A 2084-nucleotide genomic window follows, 5' to 3' on the forward strand; every position below is an offset into this window, starting at 1 on the left:
GGAGCAGGTCGCGCTAGAGGTCGGGGGCGGCGCCCGGTCCGCTGACCGTCCCGCGGCGGACATCGTGCTGCTGGACGCTCCAGTTGATGGCACCGGGCAGCGCGCTGACCAGCAGAGCGAGCAGCACGAGCCCGCACTGGGCGGTTAGCACCTGGCGCAGCATCTCACCGTGCTCGCCCGCGCCGACCATCTCCAGGGCGAGCGCGTAAACCGGTGCCTGCACCACCAGGGTGGCGAACTGCCACCAGCGGATGCCCGGGCGGCGGTTGGTGAACGACACCAGCATGGTGATCTGGATCAGCAGCATGCCCACCATGAACCCGAAGACCGACCAGAAGATGATGTCGGCGGCGGTGGTGTACGTCTCTTCGCTGCGGGTGCCGTCGACCGCCCGGATGGCGTCGTTGATCAGCGGCAACTGGTCTTCGCGGACGACGAAGAAGTAGACGATGGCGATCGCCCCGGCCACGAAGCTGAGCGCCCACAGCAGCTGGGTCAACCGCACCGAGAACGGCGGCGCCTTGCGAACCAGCACCGGTGGCAGGTTCGGATTGCGCAGGGAAGGACGATCGGGGCGTTCCTGCCGCCTGGTCTCGTCGGGCAGGGACGCCCCGGCGTCCGGGCTATCGGTATCTGACTTGTCAGTCATGAGCTTGTTCGGCTACCGGGGCCTACTGGGTCTCGTCGTACTCCATGTCGAGCGGTGCCACGACCTCGAGCGCCGCCGGGGCGGTCTCGTAGACGGCCGGGGCCTCGTAGACGACCTGGGCGTCATAGGCCGGCTCGGCGGCGTACGCGGCCGGATCTGCGTAGGCGGCCGAATCGGCGTAGACCGTCGAGTCCACCACGGTGACCTCGGATTGCACCACCGTCTCGGTCTGGGCCTGGAACGAGTCGTTGACCTGGAAGGAGTCGTCGACGGTGACGTCGACGGTGGTATTGGTCGACTCGTCGTTGAACGAATCGGTGGCCTCGGTCTCCAGGTCGACCAGGACGTCGGTGGACTCGTCGTTGAACGAGTCGGTGATCTCGACGTCGGTGGTGGTGTTGCCGATGGAGACGTCGCCGATGGTCACGTCGGTCTCGGAGTTGTCGATGTTCACGTCATCGCCGACCGCGATGGAGTTGTCGCCCAGCGCCAGCACGGCCTCCTGGTCGAAGATCTGGGTGACGTCGCCCTGGGCCCAGATGTTCTGGTTCACCGACTGGTCGACGATGGTCGAGCGGTTGTCGATGTTGAAGTTGTTGGCAACGTTCAGGATCTCCTTGACCACCGGCGACTGCTGTACGACCTGGGGCGGAGCAGGCGGCGGCGCGGGCTGCGGCACCATCACCGGAACGGTCTTGATTATCGTGGGGGCCGCCGGGGTTGCGGCAACTACCGGTGTGACGTCCGGCCGATCCACCACAACCGGGGTGACCGAGCGCACATCGTCGACGCAGACGTTACCCAGTCCTTGGCGGGCCAACGTTTCTTCCGGCGCGGCCTCGAACTCGGCCAGCGCGCTGGGATCGCGCAGCAGGCTGAGGATGAACTCAATCAGCGCATCAGCAATCGTCGCCAGGGGTGTGGGCATTATTGGCCTCCTGAATTTCTGATGTTTCTACCTGTACAAGCTATGTCTGCGACCCGGATGCGACATCGGGGAAAGCCCCTATGATCGGCTGCGGGGTGACGGGGTATTGGCCGGGCTGTTGGGGATGCCGGCGACCTCATGGCGTTTCCCCTGTCGAGGCGTCCACCACCAGGCGGAGCTTGCCGATCAGGTCGGAGCGTGAGCTCGCCGACAACCGTCGCTTCATGTGCGCGATGTGGTGCTCGACGGTGCGGGGTGAGATGTAGATGGTCTGGCCGATCTCGGCGTAGGTCTTGCCCTGCAGCACCAGCCGCGCCACCTCCATCTCGCGTTCGCTGAGCGGCGACTCAACCTCGGCGGCCGGTTGCCCGGCGTTGACCGGGGCGTCGGCGGCCCGCGTCGTGGCTGCGGTGGTGGTGGGACGCCGTGTGCTGTCCGGCGGATGGAGTTCGCGGGCGCAGGCCAGCAGCCTGGTGGCCACCTTGCGATCATCGGTCTTGCGGGCGC

At 66.4% G+C, this 2084-nt stretch carries 3 protein-coding genes; all 3 read right to left on the reverse strand.

All coding sequences use genetic code 11. The features are described from left to right. Positions 1 to 13: 13 nt before the first annotated feature. Entirely contained in the window at positions 14 to 649 is a 636-nt protein-coding gene (locus WBL05_RS04615; RefSeq protein ID WP_424224055.1) for a hypothetical protein, read from the reverse strand. Between the two features lie 22 nt (positions 650 to 671). Next, positions 672 to 1577 carry an IniB N-terminal domain-containing protein gene (locus WBL05_RS04620; RefSeq protein ID WP_424224057.1) on the reverse strand — a complete coding sequence of 302 codons (906 nt, stop codon included), beginning with the start codon at positions 1575 to 1577 and terminating at the stop codon, positions 672 to 674. Positions 1578 to 1713: 136 nt separating this feature from the next. Continuing rightward, on the reverse strand, positions 1714 to 2084 hold a 371-nt coding region (locus WBL05_RS04625; RefSeq protein ID WP_424224059.1), incomplete at its 5' end, for a helix-turn-helix domain-containing protein.

The organism is Brooklawnia sp. (assembly GCF_049651565.1).
Taxonomy (GTDB): domain Bacteria; phylum Actinomycetota; class Actinomycetes; order Propionibacteriales; family Propionibacteriaceae; genus Brooklawnia.